The sequence below is a fragment of the Streptosporangium sp. H13245 genome, from assembly GCF_055690525.1.
Genome location: NZ_JBSZKT010000050.1, coordinates 31,283 through 50,896, shown reverse-complemented (window position 1 = coordinate 50,896; position 19,614 = coordinate 31,283). Strand labels below are relative to the sequence as shown.

Sequence of the window (19,614 nt, the reverse complement as noted above, 5' to 3'; positions counted from 1 at the left end):
ATAACGGAGTGATTCGTTCCGCAACGCGGGTAAAGTGGGGCGCGTGACCGAGCACGCCCGCAGGGCCCCGCGGCAGGCCGAGGCCGAGCGCGACGACCGCGCTCTGCCGCGGGGCGCGGCCTGCTGGCTGTTCTGCCTGGCGGCGTGCTGTCCCTGGGGCGCGGCGGACTCCGTCCGCGCCACGGGCGGAGGGGCGCCCGCCTCGGTCGGGTCGCACGAGACCCCGCCCGCGACGATCACCCCGGAGTCCAGCCGGGACAGCGGGTGCGCGGCCCCCGCGTCGGGCAGGCGCAGCTCCACCCGGGTCACCGGGCCGGGAACCAGCCGATCGGACCAGGTGAGCGCGTCACGCCCGGCAAGCTGGATCTCACCGTTCGCGCCGTTCACCGACGCGAACGCCGGGCCGCTGACCAGGACGGCCACTCCCCCGCCGACGGGTCCGGCGACGGCGCACGCCACCGTCTCGCCCATCATGACGGCGAGGATCTGGGCGACCCGGCGGGCCAGCGCCCGGCCGTCGCCGCCGGAGGCCGCGGTCTCCCGCAGCGCCCCCAGCAGATCCTCAACGACGGCCTCGGCCGCGTCGCACACCAGCAGCAGGCCACCCTCATGGGCCACCAGCCCGTTGCCCGGAAGCGGACGCACCACCCCGAAGCCCTGGTCGGTCACAGAACTCTCCCTCCCCGGAAACGCCACCGGATGAACGGCACCCTCATGGGACCGTTCGTCACCAACCAGATGCATACCCAGACGACGGTGAAGTGCGTCCAGAAGGCGGCCGGCGGGACCGGATCGATGAAATCAACTGCACCGGACCGTAGCAAAAAGTACAGCACAAGACCTTCGGGCACGAGCGTCAGCAGGCCGAAGAGGGTCGGCCAGTCCTTCTCCCATCTGAACTGCATCAGGAAGTGGTATATCAGCTCCCAGACGACCCCCAGCACGGCCACCGCCGCGATGACCAGGAGGCCGTTGATGTAGCGGCCGGAGAGCGGCCCCGAGCCGGGAAGCAGCGGAACGATCAGCAGGGTGATGACCACGCCGACGGTGGCGAGCATGAGCAGGCGCGTCTGAATACGGCCCAGCAGGGTCGGAACCACGGGAACTACTCCTTACACCGGCGAGTTGCGGGCCCACTTGAACCACTGCGAGGTCGAGCGCAGCGGTCCCATCTTCTTGACGAACCCCCGCCTCGACAGGTCGTCCGCTATCTCCTGGGCCGCGATCTGCAGGCCGAGGAAGGTGTCGACGCCGGGGAAGTAGCCGCCGAGCGTAGCCGACCCCGAGGCGTAGAGGGCGCCGTCGCCGCTGGCCGTCCCCTTCACCTCGAAGTGGCGCTCCACCTCCAGCCGGCCCACCGGGTTGCGGAACGCCCCGCCGTGCTGGAGCAGGTCCGCGAAGACCCGGTGCTCGGCGATGTCGGCCTCAAGACCCGTGCAGTCGATGATGTAGTCGGACACCGGCTCCCTGACGATGCCGTCGCCGCTGCGCACGTAGCTGACGAGCCGCCCGTCGCGGCTCTGCTCCACCCGGTCGACGGTGCCCTGCACGGGGTGGTAGTAGCCGCCGCTGCGGCCCGCCCGCATCTGCTCCTGCCAGCGCCGCCTGAAGGGGGTGTTGGTGCCGCCCATCTCCTTGTACTTCTTCGCCCGGTCGGCGCCCTCCAGCTTGCGCATCTGCGCCTTGAGCTGGCCGCCCCACACCGACTTGGGGTAGTTGAAGCCCTGGTAGGCCCAGCCGTCGCCGCCCTTGCGGCGTGACCAGACGTGCGGGCCGTGGGAGCCGCTGACGAACGTGCGGAAGATGTGGATGATCTGGGTCTGCAGGTTGTGCCGCTCCCGGTCGTCGAACAGCCGCTGGAGCACCCGGGAGGCGACGATGCCGCCGCCGCGGATGACCACGGTGCCCGGCCGGGTCTTCAGGAACTCGTAGACCTGCTCGTGCGGCTCGTAGGCGTTGACGACGTGCTGGTAGTCGCCGTGCTTGGTGCGGAACTCCTGCAGGTCGGGCAGGAACTTCAGGCCCGGGTAGCCGATCGCGACGTGCACGAAGCGTGAGCGGAAGATGATCCGCTTGGTCGGCGCCGCGCCGTCGGGCGGGGTGACCACGGTGAAGTAGCCGCCGCCCGTCCTGCGGCGGACCATCCGCACCTGGCCCTTGACCAGCATGTCCCAGTAGTTGATGCGCTTGGCCTCGCGTTCGAGGTTCTCGAAGACGGTGCCGGCGCGCGGGGTCCAGTAGTCGTTCAGCAGCGGCTCAGTGAGGATCTGCCACAGGTACGACGGCTTCTTCTCCTTCCACGCCTCTTCCAGGGCGTAGGAGGGGAATCCCCACAGGTTGTCGGGCCGGGAGGAGGAGTCGGAGCGGATCCGCTCACCCCGGGGGATCTGCGAGCACCTGGTGAGGAACTCGTAGGTCTGCCACGGGTGGTCGATGTTGGACACCACCCGCATCTGCGAGGTGGGGACGCCGTAGATCCTCAGGTAGTCGAGCGTCACGAAGGATCCCATGCCGCCACCGACCGTGAGGAACGGGATGTCGTACATGGGGATGCCCGCGGCCGCGACCATTTGATCGGTCCATTCGGGGGCGCCGAGGAGATCCGGCGTCAGATCGCCGGCCTGAGCCGGTGTTCGGGGGGGTGCCAATTGACGTCCCTTAAGCTACATGGCCAGCCCGTTCGCTGGCCAAAACCCTAGTCCTGGTAAGAGCCGAAGACGAGTGGGACGAACAGGCATCATCTTCTCCTGCCGCCCCTGCTCATCGGCGAGTATCCAGTGAGACGCATGTGAACGACCTGCGGTTCGCTTAAACCCCGCTGAATACGCGGTTCACGTCCGAGGTCGCGAGCACGCCGAAGATCTCGCCGCCGCGCTCCACCAGGAGATACTCCCCGGCGGGGGACTCGCGCATGGCGTCGATCAGCGGCTCCCCCTCCAGGTCGGCGGCGAGCACCAGCGAGGGCTCCAGGCTGCGCGACAGCGAGCCGGCCGTCACCCAGGGGCGGCGGCTCTCCGGGGTGGCCTCCACGGCGACCTCGTTCACGATGCCCGTGGGGTGGCCCTCGTGGTCGACCACCACCATCGCCCCGGCCCGCGCCTCCGCGGCCCGGCGCAGGGCCTCGGCCAGCGGCACGTCGCCGGTGACCGCGATGGCCCGCCTGGCCAGGGCGCGGGCGTTGACCTCGGGGATGCGGGCCCGTACGCGGGCGCCGCGCAGCGCCTGGGTGGCGCCGAACCAGATGAAGGCGGCCAGCAGCAGCGACCAGACGAGCATCAGGCCCGGCTCCTGACCGGTCACCAGCGCCGACCAGACGGTGCCCACCACCAGGGCGACGGCCAGCACCCGACCCGCCCAGGCCGCCGCGATCGTGCCGGAGACGGGCTTGCGGGTGATCTTCCAGACGCCCGCCCGCAGCATGCGCCCGCCGTCGAGGGGCAGTCCCGGCAGCAGGTTGAAGATCCCGACGATCAGGTTGGCGAACCAGAGCTGGAAGACCAGGACCCCGGCGATCGTGCCGGGGTCGATGACCTGGGAGACGGCGAAGCCGATCCCGGCCAGCCCGAGCGAGAGCAGCGGCCCGGCGAAGGCCACCATGAACTCCCTGCCGGGGGTCTCCGGCTCGCGCTCGATCTCCGAGACGCCGCCGAGCAGGTAGAGCGTGATGCGCCGTACCGGCAGGCCGTACATCCTGGCCACCACGCAGTGCGCCAGCTCGTGCAGGAGCACCGAGACGTAGAGCAGCACCGCGAAGACGAACGCGACGACGTAGGTGAGCGGGACGCTCAGGTCGGGCAGCCAGGAGGCCACCACGCCCTGGAAGGAGTAGGTGATGAAGGCCGCCACGATGAACCAGGTCGGCGAGACGTAGATCGGGATGCCGAACGGGCGGCCCATCCGCAGCCCCGGATTGTCCTGGCGTGGGCTGTCGCTGCTCACCGCTGGCTCACCATTCCTCGTCCCGTCCGCCCTCACCCTCAGGCCTCGATGGTACGCGCCGCCGGGCCCGTGGCAGACGCCACGAGGGCGCCCCGGGCACAAACTGTCGTCACTGTGACCTACAGTGCGGTCATGTCACCGACCGAGCCCACGATCGTCGGAGCCCTGTCGCCGTCGCGCGCGGGTGACTTCATGACGTGCCCGCTGCTCTACCGCTTCCGGGTGGTCGACCGGCTTCCCGAGCCGCCGTCGCCCGCCGCGGTGCGCGGCACGATGGTCCACTCGGTGCTCGAGCGCCTGTACGACCTGCCCGCCCCGGAGCGCACGGTCTCCGCGGCCCAGGACCTGCTGGAGCCGCAGTGGCTCAGGCTCCAGGAGGAGGATCCCTCGTACGCCGGCATGTTCACCGGCGACGACGACCGCGCCGAGTGGCTGACCCAGGCCCGCGCCATGCTGGAGCGCTACTTCACCCTTGAGGACCCCACCTGCCTGGAGCCCGCCGAGCGGGAGCTGTACGTGGAGGCGGTGCTCGGCAGCGGCCTGATGCTGCGGGGCTACATCGACCGGCTGGACGTGGCGCCCACCGGCGAGGTCCGTGTCGTTGACTACAAGACCGGCAGCGCCCCGGGGCCCGCCTTCGAGGCCAAGGCGCTGTTCCAGATGAAGTTCTACGCGCTGGTGCTGTGGCGGTTGCGCGGCTCGGTGCCCCGCATGCTCCAGCTGATGTATCTCGGGGGCGGCGGCGAGGTGCTGCGCTACACCCCCGACGAGGCCGACCTGCTGGCCACCGAGCGCAAGGTCCAGGCCCTGTGGCAGGCCATCGAGCGCGCGCTGGAGACGGGCGAGTGGCGTTCCAGGCCCAGCAGGCTGTGCGGGTGGTGCAGTTACAAGGACCTGTGCCCGGAGTTCGGCGGCACTCCCCCGCCCGTTCCCGAGCGGCAGCCCGGCGACACCGTCCGCAGCAACCGGCGGCCCGCCAAGATCTCAAGGGCGGCCACCGACGAGTTGTAGCCCTGTGTCCGGTGTTTCCGTGGAGCGGATCCTTCGTGGGGATGAGAGGTGATATCCACCTCCAGCAGGGTGGCGGCGGGGGAAGGGCGCCTAAATTGATTGTGTGCGCGACACCATCGGCAGCCTGCGGACGTGGTTCCGCGGGCACCCGCTGATTCCCGACGTGATCTTCGGTGGAGCGCTGGCCACCGCCTCGGTCCCCTTCGCCCACGTGACCCACGTCTTCGGCGACCCCGCCCGCCTGCGGGCACCCGACGCGATGGGGCTCGGCCTGATCGCGGTGGGCTGCCTGTCGGTGGCGCTGCGCCGCCACCGGCCGTTCCTGGTGCTCTTCCTGGTCTGCCTGGCCGAGATCACGCTGACCGCGACGGGACGCAACCCCTCCCTGCTCTGGCTGGCCGCCCTGGTGCTGGTCTACACGATCGCCACCCGGCGCGGCCTGGCGCTCAGCCTGTGCGCCCCGGCGCTGGCCCTCACCGGTCATCTCCTGTCGTCGTCGGCGGGCGGCGGGCTCGGCGGGTGGAGCGGGTGGAGCGGCCACCTGCTGATGGCCGTGTTCACCGGCTCCGTGTGGATCGCCGGCCGGAGCGTGCGGCTGCGCCGGGCCTACCAGGCGGAGCTGCGCGACCGGGCGCGGCGCGTGGAACGCGCCCGGGAGGCCGACACCCGGGCGGCCAGGGCCGAGGAGCGCTCCCGCATCGCCCGCGAGCTGCACGACGTGGTCGCCCACCACGTGAGCGTGATGACCGTCCAGGCCGCCGCGGCGCGCCGGGTGCTGGCCAGCAACCCCGACGGGGCGCGAGAGGCCCTGTCGGCGATCGAGGAGCTCGGCCGGACCGCGATGTCGGAGATGCGCGACATGGTGGGCGTGCTCAGGACCGACGGGACGCCCGCCGAGCGCAACCCGCAGCCGGGAGTACGCGAGATCCCGGCCCTGGTCGACCAGATGCGCGAGGCGGGACTGCGGACGCAGCTGTGGATGGAGGACGGTCCCGGGGCCCCGGGGACGGGTCCGCTGCCCCCCGGCGTCGACCTGGCCGCGTACAGGCTGGTCCAGGAGGCCCTGACCAACAGCCTGCGGCACGCGGGGCCGCGGGCGCGGGCCTGGGTGACGGTACGGCACGAACCGGGCGGGCTGGCCGTCCAGGTCGAGGACGACGGCCTCGGCCCGAAGGCGCGCGGCGAGGGCGAGGAGGTGACCGGACACGGGCTGGCGGGTATTCGTGAACGCGTGGCCCTCTATGGTGGACTTCTGAGGATCGGCCCGCGTCCCGGGGGCGGATTCGAGGTCAATGCCCGGTTCCCCCTCAAGGACACGTGATGACGATCAGAGTGCTGCTGGTGGACGACCAGCCACTGCTGCGCACCGGCTTCCGCCTGATCCTGGAGGCCGAGCCCGATCTCACCGTGGTCGGCGAGGCGGGAGACGGCAAGGCGGCGCAGGACCAGTCGCGGGCGCTGCTGCCCGACGTGGTGCTGATGGACATCCGGATGCCGGGGGTGGACGGCATCGAGGCGACCCGCAGGATCGTGCGGGAGGCCACCGTGGGCGCGCACGTGCCGCGGGTGCTGGTGCTGACGACCTTCGACCTCGACGAGTACATCGTGGAGGCGCTACGCGCCGGGGCCAGCGGGTTCCTGCTGAAGGACGTCCCGCCCGAGGAGCTGGTGCAGGCCATCCGGGTGGTCGCGGCGGGCGACGCGATCGTCGCGCCGAGCGTCACCCGGCGGCTGCTGGACAAGTTCGGCGCGCACCTGCCCTCGGTGCACCAGCAGTCGACCCCCGCGCGCCTGGACCGGCTCACCGAGCGCGAGCTGGAGGTGCTCCGGCTGATCGCCAAGGGCATGTCCAACGCGGAGATCGCCGCCGAGCTGGTGGTGAGCGAGACGACGGTCAAGACCCACGTCGGCAACGTGCTCACCAAGCTGGGCCTGCGCGACCGCGTCCAGGCCGTCGTCCTCGCCTACGAGACCGGCCTGATCACGCCGGGCGCGCTCCCCTGACCTTCCCGCCCGTAAGAGCCCGCCCGCACGAGACCGTACGGGCGGGGGCGGGACGGTCGGTCAGCCGGACACGACCGGCGAGGGCTGCTCCTTGGGGGCGTTCTCCGGGAAGTGGCAGGCGACCTGGTGGCCCGGGGCGAGCGCCGTCAGCGGCGGCTCCACGGTCTTGCAGATCTCCTGGGCCTTCCAGCACCGGGTGTGGAACCGGCAGGCGGGCGGCGGGTTGAGCGGGCTGGGCACGTCACCCTGCAGGCGGATGCGCTCGCGGTCCTTGCGCCGGGCCGGGTCGGGGACGGGCACCGCGGACATCAGCGCGGTGGTGTACGGGTGCATGGGCGACTCGTACAGGCCCTTGCGGTCGGCCAGCTCGACGATCTTGCCGAGATACATGACCGCGACCCGGTCGCTGATGTGCCGGATGACCGACAGGTCGTGCGCGACGATGACGTAGGTCAGGTCGAGCTCGTTCTGCAGGTCCTCCAGGAGGTTGACCACCTGGGCCTGGATCGACACGTCCAGCGCGGAGACCGGCTCGTCGGCGATGATGAGCTTGGGCTTGAGGGCGAGCGTGCGGGCGATGCCGATGCGCTGGCGCTGGCCGCCGGAGAACTCGTGCGGGTAGCGGTTGTAGTGCTCGGGGTTGAGCCCGACCATCTCCAGGATCTCCTGGACCGCCTTCTTGGTGCCCTGCTCGGTCTGGATGCCCTGGATGCGGTACGGGGCGCCGACGATGGCGCCGACCGTGTGCCGGGGGTTGAGCGACGAGTAGGGGTCCTGGAAGATCATCTGCATGTCGCGGCGGAGCGGGCGGATCCTGGCCTGGGACATGTGGGTGATGTCGTGGCCCTCGAAGACGACCGAGCCGCCGGTGGGCTCCAGCAGGCGGGTGATCAGCCGTCCCGTGGTGCTCTTGCCGCAGCCCGACTCGCCGACCAGGCCGAGCGTCTCGCCCTTGCGGACGTCGAAGGTGATCCCGTCGACCGCCTTGACCGCGCCGACCTGCCTGCGCAGCAGGCCCTTGGTCACCGGGAAGTGCTTCTGCAGGCCCTGCACGGACAGCAGCGCGTCGGCGGGGGACCTCTCGGCCGTGCCGCCCTTGTCGTCAACGACGTCGACCGAGGTCACGCGTCCTCCCTAACCCGGGGCTCGCTGTGCCGGCCCGCTCGCTCGCTCACGTGCTCTCCATCATCGGCTTGATCTCGTTCTCCCAGATAGACCGTCGTTCCGCGCGGGGCATGTGGCAGCGGACCAGGTGGCCGCCGTCGGTCTCCAGCAGCTGCGGCACCTCCGAGACGGCCTTGCCCTCGGTACGGCCGGCGAAGGTGCACCGGGGGTTGAAGGCGCAGCCGGACGGCACGTTGATCAGGGAGGGCGGGGTGCCCTTGATCGGGAGCAGCCGCTCGGTGGGCTCGCGGTCCAGGCGGGGCATCGATCCCAGCAAACCCCACGTGTAGGGGTGCTCGGGCCGGTAGAAGGTGTCCTCGGCCGTGCCGTACTCGACGCACTTGCCGCCGTACATCACCAGGATGTCGTCCGACAGCTCGGCGACCACGCCGAGGTCGTGGGTGATGACGATCAGCGCGGAGTTGAACTCGCTCTGCAGGTCGCGCATGAGGTCGAGGATCTGCGCCTGGACGGTCACGTCGAGGGCCGTGGTGGGCTCGTCGGCGATCAGCAGCTCGGGGTCGCAGGAGAGCGCCATCGCGATCATCGCGCGCTGGCGCATGCCGCCGGAGAAGTGGTGGGGGTAGTCGTCGACCCGCTTGTCGGGCTGCGGGATCCCCACCCGGCCGAGCATGTCGATCGCGTGCTTGCGGGCGACGGCCTTGCTGACCCTGTGGTGGATCCGGTACGCCTCGACGATCTGGGCGCCCACGGTGTAGTACGGGTGCATGGCGGACAGCGGATCCTGGAAGATCATCGCCATCTTCTTGCCGCGCAGGGTCCGCACGTGGTCGGCGTTCGCGCCGACGAGCTCCTCGCCGTCCAGCCAGATCTCACCGGAGATCTTGGCGCGGCCGCCCTTGTGCAGGCCCAGGATGCCGAGGCTGGTCACGCTCTTGCCCGAGCCCGACTCGCCCACGATGCCCAGGGTCTTGCCCCGGTCGAGCTTGAAGGACAGGCCGTCGACGGACTTGACCAGGCCGTCCTCGGTCGGGAAGTGGATGCGCAGGTCGCGCAGTTCCAGGAAGGACTCCGGTGCGGGAGTCGTCATGAGAGCCTCACCCTCGGGTCGACCACCGCGTACAGGACGTCCACGATGAAGTTGGCCACGACGATGAAGATCGCCGCGAACAGGGTCACGCCCAGGACGACGGGCAGGTCGTTGCCCCGGATCGCGTCGATGACCAGCTTGCCGATGCCGGGGATGGAGAAGGTGCTCTCGGTGAGCACCGCGCCGCCCAGCAGCAGGCCGAGGTCCAGGCCGAAGATGGTGAGGATCGGGGTCAGCGTGGCGCGCAGGGCGTGCTTGGTCACGACCGTCCGCTCCTTGAGACCCTTGGCGCGGGCCGTGCGGATGTAGTCCTCGCCCATGGTCTCCAGCATGCCCGCCCGGGTGAGCCGGGCGTACAGGGCGGCGTACAGGAACGCCAGGGTGATCCAGGGCAGGACGAGCGCCTGGAACCACATGACCGGATTCTCGGTGAACGCCGTGTAGCTGCCCCCACCGGGGAAGATCCCCAGCGTGTACGCGAACAGCGACAGCGACACCAGGCCGGTGAAGTAGATGGGGAGCGACACTCCCGCCAGGGCGATCGTCATGGCCGTCCTGTCCATGACGGTGCCGCGTCTCAGCGCGGAGATGACGCCCACGCTGACACCGGCGACGACCCAGGTGACCGCCGCGCCCAGGGCGAGGGAGATCGTCGCGGGGAGCCGGTCGAGCAGCGTCGGCCAGACCGGCTGGTTGTTGTTGAAGGAGAAGCCGAAGCACGGTGCCGGGCAGTCGGCCTTGCGCGGGCCGATCGAGTAGTCCTGACCGGCGACGATGCCCTGCGCGAACCGGCCGTACTGCACCAGGAGCGGGTCGTCCAGGTGCAGTCGCTTGACGGCACCCTGGATCGCCTCAGGGGTGGCGTCTCGCCCGACGTAACGCGACGCCATGCCCTCGGGGGTCTGTCCCAGGGCGCGCGGGATGAGAAAGAAGATCGCGAAGGTGGCCATGCTGACGATGGCGAGCATCAGCACGGCGGCGATCACGCGGCGGACGATGAAAGCGACCACGATCGTTCGGCCCCAAGGTGCCCGGGAGGGTCGCTCCCGGGCACCGTCAGGCCTTCACCTGCCTTCGGCTAACTAGGGAAGGACTACTGCTGGACGCCGAGCCACGTGTAGTCGTACATGCCGTAGGCCGGGTGCACGTACACGTTGGTCAGGGTCGACGGACGGAAGATGAGGGTCTTCTCGTAGACGAAGGACATGAAGGCGGCAGACTCCATGACCTTCTGGTCGACCTGGGCCCAGATCTCGTTGCGGGCCGCGGCGTCGGTGGTCTGGATGCCCTTGTCCAGCAGGTCGTTCACCGACTTGTCGTTGAGCTCCATCATGTTGTAGTTGCCGGAGTCCTTGATGAAGCGACCGTCGACGATCTGCGACAGGAACCCGAAGCCGGACGGCCAGTCGGAGCCCCAGCCGGCCACGATGATGCCCAGCTTGTTGGCGTGCACGAACTCCGGCTTGCCGGCGTACTGCGCGCTCCAGTCACCCGAGGGGTACTTCTTGATGGTGGCCTTGATGCCGACCCGGTCGAGGGATGCCTGGAGCGCCTCGGCGACCTGGACCTCCTTGGTGCGGTCACCGCGGACCGCGATGTTGGTCTCGAAGCCGTTCGGCTGGCCGCAGGCCGCCAGGTGCTCCTTGGCCTTGGCCAGGTCACCCTTGTGGTCGGCGCCGTTGGGGTACAGGTCGAACTGCTTGTAGCCGACCGTGGTCGGGGTCATCGCGGTGGTGCCGATCTCGCCGCCGAGCGGGCCGCCCCAGGGAGCCTGGGTGGCGGTCTTGTCGGTGGCGTACTGGATCGCCTTGCGGCAGTCGATGTTGTCGAACGGCTTCACCGCGACCGACAGCATCGCGTAGCGGTTGAACGGCGTGAAGGGGTTGTCCGTGGAGTCCTTCAGCTTGGCGTCCGCGACGATCTGGGCGCGGGCCGCCGGCTGCACGCCGGTGCCGCCGAGGTCGACGTGGACCTGGCCGCTGATGAGGCGCTTGTCGATGTCCTCGGCGTTCTGCTTCAGCTGGACCTCGATGCGGTCGGGCAGCTGCTTGCGGGTGGTGTCGGTGGCCGGGTCCCAGTTCTCGTTCCTGACGAGGTTGAACTGCTTGCCGATCTCGTAGCTCTCGATCTTGTAGGGACCGGTCGAGGCGACGGTCTTCTCGTAGTCGAGGCCGGTGTCCTTGGCCTGCGGCACCGGGGCGGACTGCGGGTTGGCGACGAGGAAGTCGAACTCCGCGAACGGCGCCTTCAGCTTGAAGACGACGGTGTAGTCGTCGGGGGTCTCGATGCCCTTGAAGTTGTCGAGGTTCTTGTCCTTGTAGGGACCCTTGTAGTCACCGGCGTCGAGGTACTGGGCGAAGTACTTCGGACCGTCGGTGAGCTCCTCGGTGAAGTTGCTGCGGGCGATGGCGTACTTGACGTCCGTGGCCTTGACCTCGGTGCCGTCGTCGTACTTGATGCCCTTCTTGATCTTGTACGTCCAGGACTTGCCGTCCGCGGCCATCTCGCCGGGGCCCTCGGCCAGGTCCGGGACCAGCTTCAGGCCGGCGTCGCCGGGCTCGGCGGCGTAGGTCATCAGCGGGCGGGCGTAGAGCCGGGTGAAGTCCCAGTTCCAGGCGTAGTACGTGTTGCCCGGGTCCATCGAGTCGGGCTCGTCGGAGTAGGCGAACTTGAGGGTGCCGCCCTTGGCGTCCGAGGCGTTGACGACCTTGGTGTAGCCGTCGTTGTGCTTGGCCGTGGGAGCTGCGGCACCGGTCCCCTGGTTTCCTGAGGACGTGTTGCCACCGCCGCCACCGGCTGTTCCGCCACAGGCGGCCAGTCCCATGGTCAGCGCGGTACCCAGCGCGGCGAGCGCCAGGGCGTTGATCTTCCTCATCGTGGTGGTACACCCCTTGTCGTGAGTGACGGAGATATAGAGGACGGTCGCTTGTTCGCTACCGGGCTCGCGGGTCGAGGGCGTCCCGGAGCCCGTCGCCCAGCAGGTTGAACGCCATGACGGTGATGAAGATCGCCACGCCCGGGACAATCATGAAGTGCGGGGCGGTCTGGTAGTAGTCGACCGCCCTGGTGAGCATGCCGCCCCAGGAGGCCTGGGGCTCGTTCACACCGACACCGAGGAACGACAGAGCCGCCTCGAACAGGATGTTCGTGGGGATCAGCAGGGTCGCGTAGACGAGGATCGGCGCCACGAGGTTGGGGAGCATCTCGCGGAAGATGATGTAGCCGTTGCCCGCTCCCAGGGACCGGGCCGCGTCGACGAACTCTCGCTCGCGCAGTGACAGGGTCTGGCCGCGCACGATACGCGCGATGTACGGCCAGTTGAAGAAGCCGATGATGAACACGATCACCGCGATCCGCAGGCCGTTGCCCTTCAGCCCGAGGGCCTGGTCGGGGACGGCGCCGACGATGGCGATCGCGAACAGCAGCAGGGGGAAGGCGAGGAAGACGTCCATCGCCCGGCTGATGAGGGTGTCGACCCAGCCGCCGAAGAAGCCGGCGAGCACGCCCAGCAGCGAGCCGAGCACCACCGAGACCAGGGTGGCCAGGAAGGCGACCAGCAGCGAGATCTGGGCGCCGGAGATGATCCGGGCGAAGATGTCGCGGCCGTTGACCGGCTCCAGGCCGAGCGGGTGCTCCAGGCTGATCCCGCCCCAGGCGCCCAGCGGCGCGCTCGTCATGGGGTCGATGAGGTCGTTGTTGGGAATGTTCGGGGAGTCGCCGAACAGGGCGATGATCCCGCCGAACGGACGCTCCGCGAAGATCGCGATCAACGTCAGGAAGACCACGACGAAAGCGCCGATAATTGCGGCTTTATCGCGCTTCAGGCGCAGCCAAGCAATCTGGCCGAGAGAACGGCCTTCGATGGCTTTTCCGCCCACCCCTTCGAGAACAGCCTCCGGCTGGGCCTCCATGGCCGTGCCGGGGACGTCGAGCGGTGCGGTCATACAGTGGCCCCCTGGATCCCAGACGACGTTGTCCGTCAACGCGTCCCCCGGGTCGGGGTAGCGCGCCGTAAGTCTACGGGCCAGTATTCGTGGTCCCGTGCGCAGAATCTATGGGCTGAACTGCGCTGACCAGTCCCCTGCGGCGCTATGTGGCTTAACTGTGATTCACGTGAAATTCATTCGTTTTGATCTTGAAGGTAATGTCCGGAAGCCGTTCCGCTTCTGTCTCGGATTCGTGACATTGAAACGAGGCGATTACCCGGCGTCATCCGATCCCGCGGCGCTTGAGGATGTCCTCGATGTCGGAGAAGTCGTCGTCGGCGGTCGGCTTCGCCGCGGGCTTGGCGGCGGCGGGCCGGGAAACGGGCGCGGGAGCGGCCTTGCGCTTGGGCAGCGGCTGCGTGACGGCCGTCGCGCCCGGCGCCCCCGGCGCCACGGCCCGGTTGCCCGCCGGGGCGCTCGCGACGGGTGACTGGGAGGCCCCGGACGCCGGGGCGGCGGCCCGCAGGCGGCGTCCGCGCAGGAAGCCCGAGACCAGGAAGAGCAGCGCGGCGAGCCCGGCCACCGCCACCCCGGCCCACACCGTGGGGTTGAGCACCAGGCCGGTGACGAACCCGACGACCGCCGTGCCGATCTGCCACACGGTCGGCAGCGCGCCGGTCAGGAAGGCGGCGACGGGCAGCAGCGACCAGGCCGCGGCCCGCAGCCCCGCCGCGGCGCCCCGGCGCCGCATCAGCAGGAAACTCAGCACCAGCCCCACACCGGTGACCCCGGCACAGAGCGGCAACCACGCGATCTGGTCGTACGACATAGCGGACCCGCCCCTCGTATCGGCTTACCCGATATCCATCCTGGCACGTCGATTCGGGACGGGCCCTCCTTCCTGAGGAGGGATCACCCCCTAAGGGATACGGCCCGGTACGCGCGAAAGATCAGGGATGATCCCCGACCTCGGACGGCCCTCCGGGGGCTATTCGCCGGCGGCCTCTCCGTGGAGGGACCCGGCCGCGGAGGACGGCTCACCGGAGAAGGGCTCACCGGAGGACAGCGACCGCAGGATCGCCACGTCGACCTCCAGCAGCGAGCCGACGACGAGGCGGCCCGGCGCGGCGGGGATCGGCAGCACGCTCGGCACCGCCACCACCCGGCAGCCCGCGGCGGTGGCCGACGTCACCCCGTTCGGGGAGTCCTCCAGGGCGACGCAGCGGGCCGGGTCGACCTCCAGCAGCCGGGCGGCCGTCAGGTAGGGCTCGGGATCGGGCTTGGTCCTCGTGACGTCGTCGCCGGTGACCACGCGGTCGAAGTTGTGCGCGCCGATGCTCCGCAGGCACGCCTCGGCGATCGGCCGGACCGACGAGGTGACCAGGGCGGTGGCCAGGCCAGCCCCGCGCACCTCGGCCAGCAGCTCGGCGGCGCCGGGCATCATCTCCACCCCGCCCGAGAGCCTGGCGGTCATGCCCTCCAGCATCCAGGTCTCCACCTCGGCGGGGGTGGCGCCCCCGCCGGAGATGCGGAGCATGTAGGCCACCGTGGCCGGCATGGAGCCGCCCACCAGGTTCTCCTGGTGGGCCTCCCCCCACTCGCCACCGAGCCGTTCCATCACCTCGGTCTCGACCTGGAACCAGATCTTCTCGCTGTCGACGAGCAGCCCGTCCATGTCGAAGAGAACAGCTTCCATTCCCCGTGAACCCCCCTGACCGATCACACGCCGGTCATACGTTGAAATAGTTGGCCTCGGGGTGATGAACGATCAGCGCCGACGTCGACTGCTCGGGATGGAGCTGGAACTCCTCCGACAGTTCGACGCCGATCCTGGCCGGATCGAGCAGTCCCATCAGCTGGACCTGGTCCTCCAGATTGGGGCAGGCCGGGTAGCCGAAAGAGTATCGGCAGCCGGCGACGTTGACCTTGAGCATGTCCTCCAGCGACTCGTCCCCGCCGATGCCCAGCTCGGAGCGTACCCGCGCGTGCCAGTACTCGGCCAGGGCCTCGGTCAGCTGCACCGACAGGCCGTGCAGCTCCAGATAGTCGCGGTAGGCGTCCTTGGCGAACAGCTCGGCCGCCGCCTCGGAGACCCTGTTGCCCATCGTCGCGACCTGGAGGGCGACGACGTCGACCTCGCCTGAGTCCTTGGAGCGGAAGAAGTCGGACAGGCACAGGTGCCGGTCGCGGCGCTGGCGCGGGAAGGTGAAGCGGGTGCGCTCGCCGCCCCCCTCGTCCAGGATGATCAGCGAGTCGCCGTCGCTGACGCACGGGAAGTAGCCGTAGACGACCGCCGCCTCCAGCAGCCCGTCGGTCTGCATCCGCTCCAGCCACATCCGCAGGCGCGGACGGCCCTCGGTCTCGACCAGCTCCTCGTACGAGGGCCCGCCGCCGCCGCGGGCGGCCTTGAGGCCCCACTGGCCCATGAACGTCGCCCGCTCGTCCAGGAACGCGGCGTACTCGGCGAGCGGCACGCCCTTGACGACGCGCTCGCCGAGGAAGGGCGCCGTGGGCACCGGGTTGTCGGCGGCCACGTCGGAGCGGGCGGGCAGCTCCTCCGCCGGGGTCCTGGCCAGCGTGGCGCCGCCCTTGACCCGGCGCTCGCGCAGCGGCGGCAGGCTCGCCCCCTTGTCCCCGCGCTTGACCGCCATGAAGGCGTCCATCAGGCGCAGTCCCTCGAAGGCGTCGCGGGCGTAGCGGACGTCGCCCTGGAAGAGCTCCGCGAGGTCCTGCTCGACGTAGGCGCGGGTCAGCGCGGCCCCGCCGAGCAGCACCGGGAACCTCTCCGAGATGCCCCGGGAGTTCATCTCCTCCAGGTTCTCCTTCATGATGACCGTGGACTTCACCAGCAGCCCGGACATGCCGATGACGTCGGCCCTCTTCTCCTCGGCGGCCTCCAGGATGACCGACACCGGCTGCTTGATGCCGAGGTTGACGACCTCGTAGCCGTTGTTGGAGAGGATGATGTCGACCAGGTTCTTGCCGATGTCGTGCACGTCGCCCTTGACGGTGGCGAGCACGATGCGGCCCTTGACCTCGCCCTCGACCCGCTCCATGTGCGGCTCGAGGTAGGCGACCGAGGTCTTCATCACCTCGGCCGACTGGAGCACGAACGGCAGCTGCATCTGGCCGGAGCCGAACAGCTCGCCGACGGTCTTCATGCCGTCGAGCAGCACGTCGTTGACGATCTCCAGGGCGGGGCGCCGGGCGAGGCCCTCGTCGAGGTCGGCCTCCAGGCCCTTGCGCTCGCCGTCGACGATGCGGCGCTTGAGCCGCTCCCACAGCGGCAGCGCGGCGAGCTCCTCGGCCTTGCTCTCCTTGAGCGCGGCGGCGTCGACGCCCTCGAACAGCTCCATGAACCGCCGCAGCGGGTCGTAGCCCTCCCTGCGCCGGTCGTAGACCATGTCCAGGGCGACCTCGCGCTGCTCCTCGGGGATGCGCGCCATCGGCAGGATCTTGGAGGCGTGCGCGATCGCCGCGTCCAGGCCGGCGTTGACGCACTCGTTGAGGAAGACCGAGTTGAGCACGACGCGGGCGGCCGGGTTGAGGCCGAACGACACGTTCGACAGGCCCAGGACCGTCTGCACGCCGGGGTGGAGCCGCTTGATCTCCTTGATCGCCTCGATCGTCTCCAGCGCGTCGCGCCGGGTCTCCTCCTGGCCGGTGGCGATGGGGAAGGTGAGCATGTCGACGAGGATGTCCTCGACGTTCATGCCCCAGTCGCCCGTCAGGTCCTCGACGAGACGGGCGGCGATCTCGACCTTCAGGTCGGCGGTACGGGCCTGGCCCCGCTCGTCGATGGTGAGGGCCACCACGGCGGCGCCGTACTCGCGGACCAGGGTCATGTTGCGGTGGAAGCGCGTCCCGGGGCCGTCGCCCTCCTCGTAGTTGACCGAGTTGACGACCGCCCGCCCGCCGAGCATCTGCAGCCCGGCCTCGAGGACGGCGGGCTCGGTGGAGTCGAGGACGACCGGCAGCGTGGAGGCGGTGGCGAAGCGGAACGCCAGCTCCCTCATGTCGGCCACGCCGTCGCGGCCCACGTAGTCGACGCAGAGGTCGAGCATGTGCGCGCCGTCGCGGGCCTGCCCCCGCGCGATCTCCACGCACTCCTCCCAGTCCTGGGCGAGCATCGCCTCGCGGAACACCTTGGAGCCGACGGCGTTGGTGCGCTCGCCGATGGCCATGTACGAGGTGTCCTGGCGGAAGGGGACGCTCTGGTAGAGGGAGGAGGCGGCGGCCTCGGGGCGGGGGCGGCGCGGGGCCGTCTCCCGCCCGCGGACCCGCTCGACGACCTGGCGCAGGTGCTCGGGGGTGGTGCCGCAGCAGCCGCCGACCAGGGAGAGCCCGTAGTCGCGGGTGAAGGTGTCGTGCGCCGAGGCCAGCTCCTCGGGGCCCAGCGGGTAGTAGGCGCCGTCGGAGGTCAGCACGGGCAGCCCGGCGTTGGGCATGCACGACAGGCGGACGCGGGCGTGGCGGGCCAGGTAGCGCAGGTGCTCGCTCATCTCGGCGGGGCCGGTCGCGCAGTTGAGGCCGATCACGTCGACGCCGAGCGGCTCGATCGCGGTCAGCGCGGCGCCGATCTCCGAGCCCAGCAGCATCGCGCCGTTGGTCTCGATCGTCACCTGGGCGATGACCGGCACGTCGCGGCCCGCGTCGGCGATGGCCCGGCGGGCGCCGATCACCGCCGCCTTGACCTGGAGCAGGTCCTGGGAGGTCTCGATGATCAGCGCGTCGGCGCCGCCGGAGACCAGGCCGGCGGCGTTGTCGTAGTAGGCGTCGCGCAGCTCGGCGTACGGTTTGTGCCCGAGGGTGGGGAGCTTGGTGCCGGGGCCGATGGAGCCGAGCACGAAGCGCGGGCGGTCGGGGGTGGAGTGGGCGTCGGCGGCCTCGCGGGCGACGCGGGCACCGGCCTCGGAATACTCGAAGACGCGCTCGGAGATGTCGTATTCGCCGAGAGCTGAAAGGTTGGCCCCGAAGGTGTTGGTCTCGACGCAGTCGACCCCCACCTCGAAATAGGCCTCGTGCACGGCGCGGACGATGTCGGGGCGGGTGACGTTGAGCACTTCGTTACAGCCCTCATGGTCCTGGAAGTCATCCATGGTGACGTCGTGGGCCTGAAGCATCGTCCCCATGGCCCCGTCGGCGACCATAACGCGCTCGGCCAGGACTTCACGGAAAGACGGAGTGCCTGTCATGGGAACAAGGGTACTGGGATCCGTCCGGACGCCAATTGTTCTTGGTGGCAATTGAACCCTTTGTCCAATTAATTGCACTGGTGACCTGGCATATCACTGGAGTATCAATGGCCACCAATCGCACCATCCCTATCGACCTCCCGGCGTCCGCCAGGCCTCCGGTCCGAGGTCTTCGTCGGCTCTCGCGCGTACGGGCGGCCCCGGGCGCGCGGGCCGCCTTCCCATCTTCCCGTGAGCGAGGCGGACCGGGGCGGCCGTCCGGCCGGAACGCCTCTCCGTGAGCGGCGGCCGGGAGTGCGGCGCCGGGGCGGGTCATCCGGCCGGGAGCCCGCCGCCCCCGTGAGGGCCAGGGGGCACGACGTCCTGATCGTCCCCACCACGCCGGGAAGGTGACGTGAAGGCCCCCTCACCGCATAGGCTTAGCCGAATAGGGCGCGAGGTGAGAAGGAGGGGGCGCGTGATCGAGATCGAAGGTCTGCCCGAGCTCGTCGACCCGGTGATGATCGCCGCGTTCGAGGGGTGGAACGACGCGGGTGAGGCTTCGAGCGGAGTGATCGCGCACCTGGAGGACGAGTGGAAGGCGACCCCGCTGGTCTCCCTGGACCCGGAGGAATACTACGACTTCCAGGTGACCCGCCCGATCGTCGAGATGGGTGAGGGGCTGACGCGCTCCATCACCTGGCCGACCACGAAGCTCTCGGTGGCCAGGCCCCCGGGCGTCGACCGCGACGTGGTGCTGCTGCGCGGCATCGAGCCCAACATGCGCTGGCGCGCGTTCTGCGAGGAGATCGTGCTGGTCTGCCGCGAGCTGGGGGTCGAGCTCGCGGTCCTGCTCGGCGCGCTGCTCAACGACTCGCCGCACACCCGCCCGGTGCCGATCGTGGGGTCGGCGACCGACGAGGGCCTGGCCAGGGCGATCAACCTGGAGCTGAGCCGCTACGAGGGGCCGACGGGCATCGTCGGCGTCCTCCAGCACTCCCTGGGCGCCGCCGGGCTGCACGCCGTGTCGCTGTGGGCCTCGGTCCCCCACTACGTGGCCCAGCCGCCCAACCCGAAGGCCACCATGGCGCTGCTCAGCCGGATGGAGGACCTGCTCGACATCCCGATGCCGCTGGGCGAGCTGGCCGAGGAGTCCCGGGCCTGGGAGCACGGCGTCGACGAGCTGGCCTCCCAGGACAGCGAGGTCGCCGAGTACGTCAAGGAGCTCGAGGAGCGCAAGGACGCCGCCGAGCTGCCCGAGGCGAGCGGTGACGCCATCGCCGCCGAGTTCGAGCGCTATCTGCGCCGCCGCGACCGTGACTCCGACGGCTGACCCCACGGCGTA

15 protein-coding genes and 1 pseudogene are annotated in these 19,614 nt (G+C 69.9%); 4 read left to right on the top strand and 12 right to left on the bottom strand.

Features of this window, described 5'->3' with window-relative positions; translation table 11 throughout:
- From ACW9TB_RS36850 to ACW9TB_RS36835, 4 genes and pseudogenes are all read right to left on the bottom strand, one after another.
- Positions 1–669 (bottom strand): annotated as a pseudogene (locus tag ACW9TB_RS36850) (hypothetical protein); the annotation flags it as partial.
- Positions 666–1,100 carry a hypothetical protein gene (locus ACW9TB_RS36845; protein ID WP_472752747.1) on the bottom strand — a complete coding sequence of 145 codons (435 nt, stop codon included), beginning with the start codon at positions 1,098–1,100 and terminating at the stop codon, positions 666–668. The pseudogene ACW9TB_RS36850 and the gene ACW9TB_RS36845, both read right to left, overlap by 4 nt.
- Positions 1,101–1,112: 12 nt before the next feature.
- Positions 1,113–2,570, bottom strand: coding sequence for a hypothetical protein (locus tag ACW9TB_RS36840; RefSeq protein ID WP_472752746.1), 1,458 nt, complete (start codon positions 2,568–2,570; stop codon positions 1,113–1,115).
- 238 nt (positions 2,571–2,808) lie between these two features.
- Positions 2,809–3,897, bottom strand: a complete 1,089-nt coding sequence (locus ACW9TB_RS36835) for a site-2 protease family protein (RefSeq protein WP_472752750.1) — start codon at positions 3,895–3,897, stop codon at positions 2,809–2,811.
- Positions 3,898–4,071: 174 nt separating this feature from the next.
- On the opposite strand from ACW9TB_RS36835, the gene ACW9TB_RS36830 reads away from it, so the two are divergent.
- From ACW9TB_RS36830 to ACW9TB_RS36820, 3 genes are all read left to right on the top strand, one after another.
- On the top strand, positions 4,072–4,950 hold the full coding sequence (locus ACW9TB_RS36830) for a RecB family exonuclease (protein ID WP_472752745.1): 879 nt from the start codon (positions 4,072–4,074) through the stop codon (positions 4,948–4,950).
- A 103-nt stretch (positions 4,951–5,053) separates the two neighbouring features.
- A complete protein-coding gene (locus ACW9TB_RS36825; protein WP_472752744.1) occupies positions 5,054–6,271 on the top strand; it encodes a sensor histidine kinase in 1,218 nt (405 codons plus the stop codon).
- The gene (locus tag ACW9TB_RS36820; RefSeq protein WP_435288061.1) at positions 6,271–6,954 is read left to right on the top strand and encodes a response regulator; all 684 of its coding nucleotides are present in this window, start codon (positions 6,271–6,273) and stop codon (positions 6,952–6,954) included. Before ACW9TB_RS36825 ends, ACW9TB_RS36820 begins: the two co-directional genes overlap by 1 nt.
- 60 nt (positions 6,955–7,014) lie before the next feature.
- Here ACW9TB_RS36820 and ACW9TB_RS36815 read toward each other — a convergent pair whose 3' ends face one another.
- The 8 genes from ACW9TB_RS36815 to metH all read right to left on the bottom strand — a co-directional run bounded on the left by ACW9TB_RS36815 (position 7,015) and on the right by metH (position 18,290).
- On the bottom strand, positions 7,015–8,079 hold the full coding sequence (locus ACW9TB_RS36815) for an ABC transporter ATP-binding protein (RefSeq protein WP_472752743.1): 1,065 nt from the start codon (positions 8,077–8,079) through the stop codon (positions 7,015–7,017).
- A 46-nt stretch (positions 8,080–8,125) separates the two neighbouring features.
- Positions 8,126–9,169, bottom strand: a complete 1,044-nt coding sequence (locus ACW9TB_RS36810) for an ABC transporter ATP-binding protein (RefSeq protein ID WP_472752742.1) — start codon at positions 9,167–9,169, stop codon at positions 8,126–8,128.
- Entirely contained in the window at positions 9,166–10,179 is a 1,014-nt protein-coding gene (locus ACW9TB_RS36805; RefSeq protein ID WP_472752741.1) for an ABC transporter permease, read from the bottom strand. The genes ACW9TB_RS36810 and ACW9TB_RS36805 overlap by 4 nt, the downstream gene beginning before the upstream one ends.
- 83 nt (positions 10,180–10,262) lie before the next feature.
- Positions 10,263–12,044: an ABC transporter substrate-binding protein gene (locus tag ACW9TB_RS36800; RefSeq protein ID WP_472752740.1), complete on the bottom strand. Its 1,782-nt coding sequence runs from the start codon at positions 12,042–12,044 to the stop codon at positions 10,263–10,265.
- Positions 12,045–12,102: 58 nt separating this feature from the next.
- The gene (locus tag ACW9TB_RS36795; RefSeq protein WP_472752739.1) at positions 12,103–13,113 is read right to left on the bottom strand and encodes an ABC transporter permease; all 1,011 of its coding nucleotides are present in this window, start codon (positions 13,111–13,113) and stop codon (positions 12,103–12,105) included.
- Between the two features lie 265 nt (positions 13,114–13,378).
- A complete protein-coding gene (locus ACW9TB_RS36790; protein ID WP_472752738.1) occupies positions 13,379–13,924 on the bottom strand; it encodes a cellulose synthase in 546 nt (181 codons plus the stop codon).
- Positions 13,925–14,083: 159 nt separating this feature from the next.
- A complete protein-coding gene (locus ACW9TB_RS36785; protein ID WP_472752737.1) occupies positions 14,084–14,791 on the bottom strand; it encodes an HAD family hydrolase in 708 nt (235 codons plus the stop codon).
- A 34-nt stretch (positions 14,792–14,825) separates the two neighbouring features.
- Complete coding sequence (gene metH / locus ACW9TB_RS36780) at positions 14,826–18,290, bottom strand: methionine synthase (protein WP_472752736.1); 3,465 nt, start codon at positions 18,288–18,290, stop codon at positions 14,826–14,828.
- A gap of 457 nt (positions 18,291–18,747) precedes the next feature.
- On the opposite strand from metH, the gene ACW9TB_RS36775 reads away from it, so the two are divergent.
- The gene (locus ACW9TB_RS36775) at positions 18,748–19,602 is read left to right on the top strand and encodes a PAC2 family protein (protein ID WP_329079264.1); all 855 of its coding nucleotides are present in this window, start codon (positions 18,748–18,750) and stop codon (positions 19,600–19,602) included.
- Positions 19,603–19,614 lie beyond the last annotated feature (12 nt).

Coding starts and splice junctions, on each gene's coding strand:
- ACW9TB_RS36830 (WP_472752745.1), top strand. CDS start 4,072: ATGTCACCGACCGAGCCCACGATCGTCGGAGCCCTGTCGCCGTCGCGC.
- ACW9TB_RS36785 (WP_472752737.1), bottom strand. CDS start 14,791: ATGGAAGCTGTTCTCTTCGACATGGACGGGCTGCTCGTCGACAGCGAG.
- ACW9TB_RS36810 (WP_472752742.1), bottom strand. CDS start 9,169: ATGACGACTCCCGCACCGGAGTCCTTCCTGGAACTGCGCGACCTGCGC.
- ACW9TB_RS36840 (WP_472752746.1), bottom strand. CDS start 2,570: ATGGTCGCGGCCGCGGGCATCCCCATGTACGACATCCCGTTCCTCACG.
- ACW9TB_RS36820 (WP_435288061.1), top strand. CDS start 6,271: ATGACGATCAGAGTGCTGCTGGTGGACGACCAGCCACTGCTGCGCACC.
- metH (WP_472752736.1), bottom strand. CDS start 18,290: ATGACAGGCACTCCGTCTTTCCGTGAAGTCCTGGCCGAGCGCGTTATG.
- ACW9TB_RS36795 (WP_472752739.1), bottom strand. CDS start 13,113: ATGACCGCACCGCTCGACGTCCCCGGCACGGCCATGGAGGCCCAGCCG.
- ACW9TB_RS36800 (WP_472752740.1), bottom strand. CDS start 12,044: ATGAGGAAGATCAACGCCCTGGCGCTCGCCGCGCTGGGTACCGCGCTG.
- ACW9TB_RS36835 (WP_472752750.1), bottom strand. CDS start 3,897: ATGGGCCGCCCGTTCGGCATCCCGATCTACGTCTCGCCGACCTGGTTC.
- ACW9TB_RS36790 (WP_472752738.1), bottom strand. CDS start 13,924: ATGTCGTACGACCAGATCGCGTGGTTGCCGCTCTGTGCCGGGGTCACC.